This is a genomic window from Rhizomicrobium sp., assembly GCF_056722145.1.
Genome location: NZ_JBWZET010000257.1, coordinates 1 through 5293 on the forward strand (window position 1 = coordinate 1; position 5293 = coordinate 5293).

Annotated in this window: 7 protein-coding genes; 6 read left to right on the forward strand and 1 reads right to left on the reverse strand. The window is 66.0% G+C overall.

Translation table 11 applies throughout. The features are described 5' to 3' along the window. A partial coding sequence (locus AC1P6P_RS13695) for a DNA methyltransferase (RefSeq protein ID WP_481403006.1) occupies positions 1 to 778 on the forward strand: 778 nt, incomplete at its 5' end. A 106-nt stretch (positions 779 to 884) separates the two neighbouring features. Continuing rightward, complete coding sequence (locus AC1P6P_RS13700) at positions 885 to 1205, forward strand: hypothetical protein (RefSeq protein WP_481403007.1); 321 nt, start codon at positions 885 to 887, stop codon at positions 1203 to 1205. Here the strand turns inward: AC1P6P_RS13700 and mutY are convergent, their stop codons facing one another. Continuing rightward, entirely contained in the window at positions 1206 to 2405 is a 1200-nt protein-coding gene (mutY, locus tag AC1P6P_RS13705) for an A/G-specific adenine glycosylase (RefSeq protein ID WP_481403008.1), read from the reverse strand. Positions 2406 to 2417: 12 nt separating this feature from the next. Here mutY and AC1P6P_RS13710 point away from each other — a divergent pair, with 12 nt between their 5' ends. From AC1P6P_RS13710 to AC1P6P_RS13725, 4 genes are all read left to right on the forward strand, one after another. Beyond that, complete coding sequence (locus tag AC1P6P_RS13710; RefSeq protein WP_481403009.1) at positions 2418 to 3059, forward strand: thioredoxin domain-containing protein; 642 nt, start codon at positions 2418 to 2420, stop codon at positions 3057 to 3059. Between the two features lie 2 nt (positions 3060 to 3061). Further along, positions 3062 to 3547, forward strand: coding sequence for a DciA family protein (locus tag AC1P6P_RS13715; RefSeq protein WP_481403010.1), 486 nt, complete (start codon positions 3062 to 3064; stop codon positions 3545 to 3547). A 50-nt stretch (positions 3548 to 3597) separates the two neighbouring features. Then, positions 3598 to 4581 (forward strand): thioredoxin domain-containing protein, encoded by a 984-nt coding sequence (locus tag AC1P6P_RS13720; RefSeq protein ID WP_481403011.1) that lies wholly within the window; start codon positions 3598 to 3600, stop codon positions 4579 to 4581. A gap of 114 nt (positions 4582 to 4695) precedes the next feature. Further along, the coding region (locus AC1P6P_RS13725) for a thioredoxin domain-containing protein (RefSeq protein WP_481403012.1) at positions 4696 to 5293 on the forward strand (598 nt) is incomplete at its 3' end.

Here is a 5293-nt window from a genome sequence, read left to right on the forward strand (position 1 = left end):
GGGCTCGATCCTGCAGGATCTCGGCTTCTGGATGCTGAATGACATCGTCTGGCGCAAATCGAATCCGATGCCGAACTTTCGCGGCCGGCGCTTCACCAATGCCCACGAGACCCTGATCTGGGCGACCAAGAACCCCGATCAGAAGTACACGTTCAATTACGAGGCCATGAAGGCGCTCAACGACGACCTGCAGATGCGCTCCGACTGGGATCTGCCGATCTGCTCGGGCAAGGAACGCCTCAAGAAGGACAACGGCGAAAAGGTCCATTCCACGCAGAAGCCGGAAAGCCTGCTTTATCGCGTCGTGATGTCGTCCACCAAGCCGGGCGACGTCATCCTCGACCCGTTCTTCGGTTCGGGCACCACCGGCGCCGTGGCCCGCAAGCTCGGCCGCCACTTCATCGGCATCGAGCGCGACAAGGAATATGCCTCCGCCGCGCGCCAGCGCATCGCCTCGATCGATCCGACGCCGGTCGAGTGCCTGGAGGTGACCAAGTCCAAACGTTCGGAGCCACGCATTCCGTTCGGCTGGGTGGTGGAACGGGGCCTGTTGCCGCCGGGAACCGTGCTGCACGGCACCCAGAAGCGCCACAAGGCCAAGGTCCGCGCCGACGGCACCCTCGTCTGCGCCGATGCCACCGGCTCGATTCACCAGATGGGCGCCCATGTGCAGGGCGCCCCGGCCTGCAACGGCTGGACCTTTTGGCAGTACGAACACAAGGGCAAACTGATCCCGATTGACGTCCTGCGCCAGCAACTCAGGGCGTCCATTTCATAAGTTTGGGCTGGTGGAAAAAGCAACGGCAGCACCCCGTCGTCATGGCGGGGTGTTTTCGTTTGGAGTGTGACAGGCGTATGATGGCGCGTCCTGGCCGGGGGGCCTCATGCGCGGCATTTGCCTGTTGTGTGCGCTCATCGTTCTGACGCCCGCTGCCGTCGGCGAGAAAAACGCCGCCGCCGATCATCGCGTGCATCCGTCCACCACATCGCGCGACACGGTTCGCACGGCGGCCGAGGCTGTGGCCCGCGTCAAGGCCGCGTGCACCGCGCTGCATCACACCGCGACGTGGCGCGCCGAACTGCACGGACGGCGCTGGTCGGCCTTTATGCTCGCGCCGAGCGGCGATGAGCGCCGCTGCATCAGTGCCGGCGGCGATGTCGACAGCCGCAGCGGCAAGGTGACGTGCTTCACCTGCATTCGCTGATCAGCGCCGGAACAACGGCCCTTCGTCGGGCAAAGCATGTTCGATGATTTTCTTCATCACCGTCGGCAACGCAACCTCGCCGAGACGATCCAGCGGCACCCAAAACTCTTCTATCATCCCCGGCGAGCACGGTGAGGCAGCGAAGCTGCTGAGCGGGCCGAGGGAAGGGGACGCAGGTGGCGGCGCTTCGCTGAATTCGAAGGACGCGTTCGGTGCAATTTCTTCGGCGGCATTCAAGCCCGACGGCCGGGGATGACAAGTAGGTGCAAGCGTCGCGGTCCACACTTCCACCTCCAGCTCGAAATGCGTGAATCCGTGCCGGACCACGCCGGCGAGTTTTTTCCACTCGGCCGGAAACGGCGCTTGCGCCAGGGCGGCATCGCGTTTCGGGAAAGCCGCTGTCCACGGCCCCTGCGGCGGCTCCAGCATGCCGGCCAGCAGCCCCTTGTCCGGCCGCTTCACCAGCAGCACGGCATTTCCCATCACCGCCACGAAGGCTGCGCCGCGTTTCAACGGCCGCGCCATTTTCGGCGCCTTGACCGGCAGCGTTTCCTGAATGCCCTGCTCCCGCGCTGCGCAGCCTTTCGCCAGCGGACACTGCGGACATGCCGGCCGCTTCACCGTGCAGATCGCCGAGCCCAAATCCATCATCGCCTGGGCAAAGTCGCCGGCGCGTTTTTGTGGCACCAGCGCATGCCCGAGTTCGATCAGCCGCTTCTTGCCGCCCGGCAGCGGCTCGGCCATCGCGAACAGCCGCGCCACGACGCGCTCGGCGTTGGCATCCATTGCCGCTTCCGGCTGGTCGAAGGCGATCGCCGCGATGGCACCGGCGGTATAGCCGCCGACGCCCGGCAGCTTTTTCAATTCCGCCGCCGTTGCCGGGAACTGTCCGCCGTGTTCCCCCGCGACCACTTGTGCCGCCTTGTGGAGGTTGCGCGCCCGGGCGTAGTAGCCAAGCCCTGCCCACGCCGCCAGCACCTCGTCGAGCGGGGCCGCCGCCAGATCGGCCACCGTCGGCCAGCGCGTCAGGAACTTGCGGTAATACCCCGCCACCGCCTGGACGGTGGTCTGCTGCAGCATGATTTCCGACAGCCAGACGTGGTAAGGATCGGCGCGCCGGCCGGCGGGAGCACGCCACGGCAGCACGCGGCGATGCTGGTCGTACCAGGCGAGCAGTGCAGCGGCGGGGGAAAGAGTCATGAGGAGAGCATAGTGAAATTCGCCGCCATGAAAATCGCTGCCTTTGTCTTGCTCGCTGCTGCGGCGGTCGCGGCGCCGCGCGAAAAGGTATTCCCGAACGACATCACGCTCGGCGATCCCAACGCGCCGGTTGTGGTGGTGGAATATCTCGCGCCGACCTGCCCGCACTGCGCCCGCTTTGCCGCGACGGTGTTTCCCGAGATCAAGAAGGCCTACATCGACACCGGCAAGCTGCTCTATGTCGTGCGCATCTTTCCGCTGTCGCCGGCCGACGGCGCCGTGGCGGGCCTCGCCAAATGCCAAAAGCCCGGCCACTATTACGACGTCCTCGACCTCGCCTTCCGCAAGCAGGCGCTGTGGGACCCCGCCAGCTACGATATTCCCGACGTCGAAGCCGCGCTGGTGCAGCTCGCCGGCATCGCCGGCATGAAGCCCGATGACGCCAAGCGCTGCATGAAGGACGACAAGGAACTCGACCGCATCAACGCCCTCGCCCAGGACGCCAACGACCGCTACACCATCAGCCTGGTGCCGACCATCATCATCGGCGGCAAGTCCTACGCCGGCGAAGACGAAGCCACCTGGCCGATCCTGAAAAAGAAAATCGACTCCCTCCTCGCCAAAGCCGCGCCAGTGCCGCCCAAGAAGAAATAGCCATGGCCAAACCGAAAGATCCCGAGGCTCCTCCGCAGCGGCGCAACTGGGCGGCCGCCGTCAGTGGCGATGCCAGCGTCGTGGGCGCGGCGGCGTTTGCGCGCGCCGGGTTCTCTGATCCGACGCTGGTGCTGCGATGGGAGGAAATCGCCGGGGCCGAAGTGGCGCGGCTGGCGCGTCCGCTGCGACTGACCGGAGGGCCTCACGGCGGCGTCCTGACCCTGCTCGCCGAACCGGCGGCGGCGGTCTTCCTCAGCCACGAGACCCGGGCGCTGGCGGAACGCATCAACACCTATCTCGGCCGCCCGGCGGTGGCCCGGTTAAAATTCGTCCAGGGAGCGTTGACTCAGCCCACGCCGCAGCCGCCGCAACTGAAGCCGGCCAAAGAGGTCGCACCCGACGATCCGGTCCAGAGCTATTCCGGCCCGGAGGGACTTCGTGAAGCGTTGTGGCGACTGGCCCGGGCAAGGCATAGTCAAACGCGATAGTCGGCGCTAGAAAGCCACCACCGCCGCCAACACGCTGGGATACGCAGGCCATGACCCTCAAGGACCGCCTCACCGAAGCCCTCAACGCCACGCCCGCCGAGAACACGCACCGGCGCGACATCCTCAACGCCGCGCTCAATGCCGGCGATACCGATGCAGGGATCGGGGCGGCGCTGAACCGGCTGATCGAGGCGCGCGAGCAGAAGGCGGTCCAGCTCGAGAAGAACGGCCAGACGCTCCAGGCCAAGGCCGAGCGCGATGAAGCGGTGGCGCTGCGCCTGTTGGCCGATCCGGGCCACATTCCCGGGGTGTCCGCCAAGGCCGCCCCCAGCCGCAAGAGCGGTGGCTTCGCCTTCACCAAGTTGCAGATGATCCTCGGCGGCGTCGCCGTGGTGGTGCTCGGCGTCGCGGTCTATTTCGCCGTGAAACCGGAAAAAGAGGTCGATCTCTCGCAGCAGGCGGCAGCCGAACAGGTCACCGTGTTCCCCGACGACCACACCCTGGGCAATCCCAAAGCGCCGATCAAAATCGTCGAATACGCCGCGCCGATGTGCCCGATCTGCGCCCGCTTCAACACCGACGAATTCCCCGCCTTCAAGCGCGAGTTCATCGACACCGGCCGGGTGTTCTACATCTTCCGCGTCTATGCGCTCGGCGCTCCCGACGGCGCCGTGGAAGGTGTCGCCCGCTGCCTGCCCAAGGGCCGCTACTTCCCCTATATCGACATGATGTTCCGCGAGCAGGAGCAGTGGGACCCGGACGGCCACCAGATCGCCGACGTCCCCGGCGCGATCGTCAAGCTGGCGGCGCGCGAAGGCTTGTCGGAAGACAAAGCCAAGGCCTGTATGGCCGACAATGCGACCCGCGAAAGGGTTAACGAGATCAGCCAGGACGCCCAGATCCGCTACCAGATCGAGGGCACCCCGACCTTTATTATGAACGGCCAGGTCGTCAACTTCCCGCCGACCAGCCAGTCGCGGCTGGAGGTGCTGCGGCTAAGAATCAATTCCGTGGGCAATACCGCCGCGCAATAAGCGCGGTCCGTCCACAGGCAGATTCGCCCCATGGCCGACTCGGCTTGCCTTGCCGCGCGCAAGACGGGCTATAGTCCCGCCTCACATTTCGAATCACTCCTGTTGGAGATTCCCATGGCCCTCAAGGACCGGCTAGACGACGCCCTACTGGCAACGCCGACCACAAACGCCAAACGCCGCGCCACCCTGGAAGCGGTGCAGGCGGCTGCGGGCGCTGGCAGCGATGCCGAAATCCAGAGCGCCATTGCCGTCCTGATCGGCGAACGGGAGCAGCAGGCCGGATCGTTCGCGGCCGCCGGCCAGACCGACCTCGCCCGCGCCGAACGGGCCGAAATCGACGCCCTCCGGGCCCTGCTCCGCGCCGGCGCCGCCCAGCCTGCCAGCGTGCAGGCCGCTGCGCCCAAGAAGAAGGCCGCCGGCCCGACGCCGCCGCCCGTCCCCGACGAACCCAAGCCGCTGGTGTCGAAGAACCAGTTGCTGATCGGCCTCGTGGTTGTCGCAGTGGCGTTCGTTGGCGGCTACTTCTATTTCAACCGCTCGCAAAACGCGGCGCAGACGACGAGCACCGCCATCATCGTGCGCTCCGACGATCGCACGTTGGGCAATCCGAAAGCGCCGATCACGCTGCTCGAATATGCCGCGCCGACGTGTCCGCACTGCGCGCACTTCAACGCGACGATCATGCCCAAGATCAAAGAGGAATATATTGACA

Bases quoted from the DNA above. Each gene is read 5' to 3' on its own strand.
- AC1P6P_RS13700 (WP_481403007.1), top strand. From the start codon at position 885: ATGCGCGGCATTTGCCTGTTGTGTGCGCTCATCGTTCTGACGCCCGCT.
- mutY (WP_481403008.1), bottom strand. From the start codon at position 2,405: ATGACTCTTTCCCCCGCCGCTGCACTGCTCGCCTGGTACGACCAGCAT.
- AC1P6P_RS13715 (WP_481403010.1), top strand. From the start codon at position 3,062: ATGGCCAAACCGAAAGATCCCGAGGCTCCTCCGCAGCGGCGCAACTGG.
- AC1P6P_RS13720 (WP_481403011.1), top strand. From the start codon at position 3,598: ATGACCCTCAAGGACCGCCTCACCGAAGCCCTCAACGCCACGCCCGCC.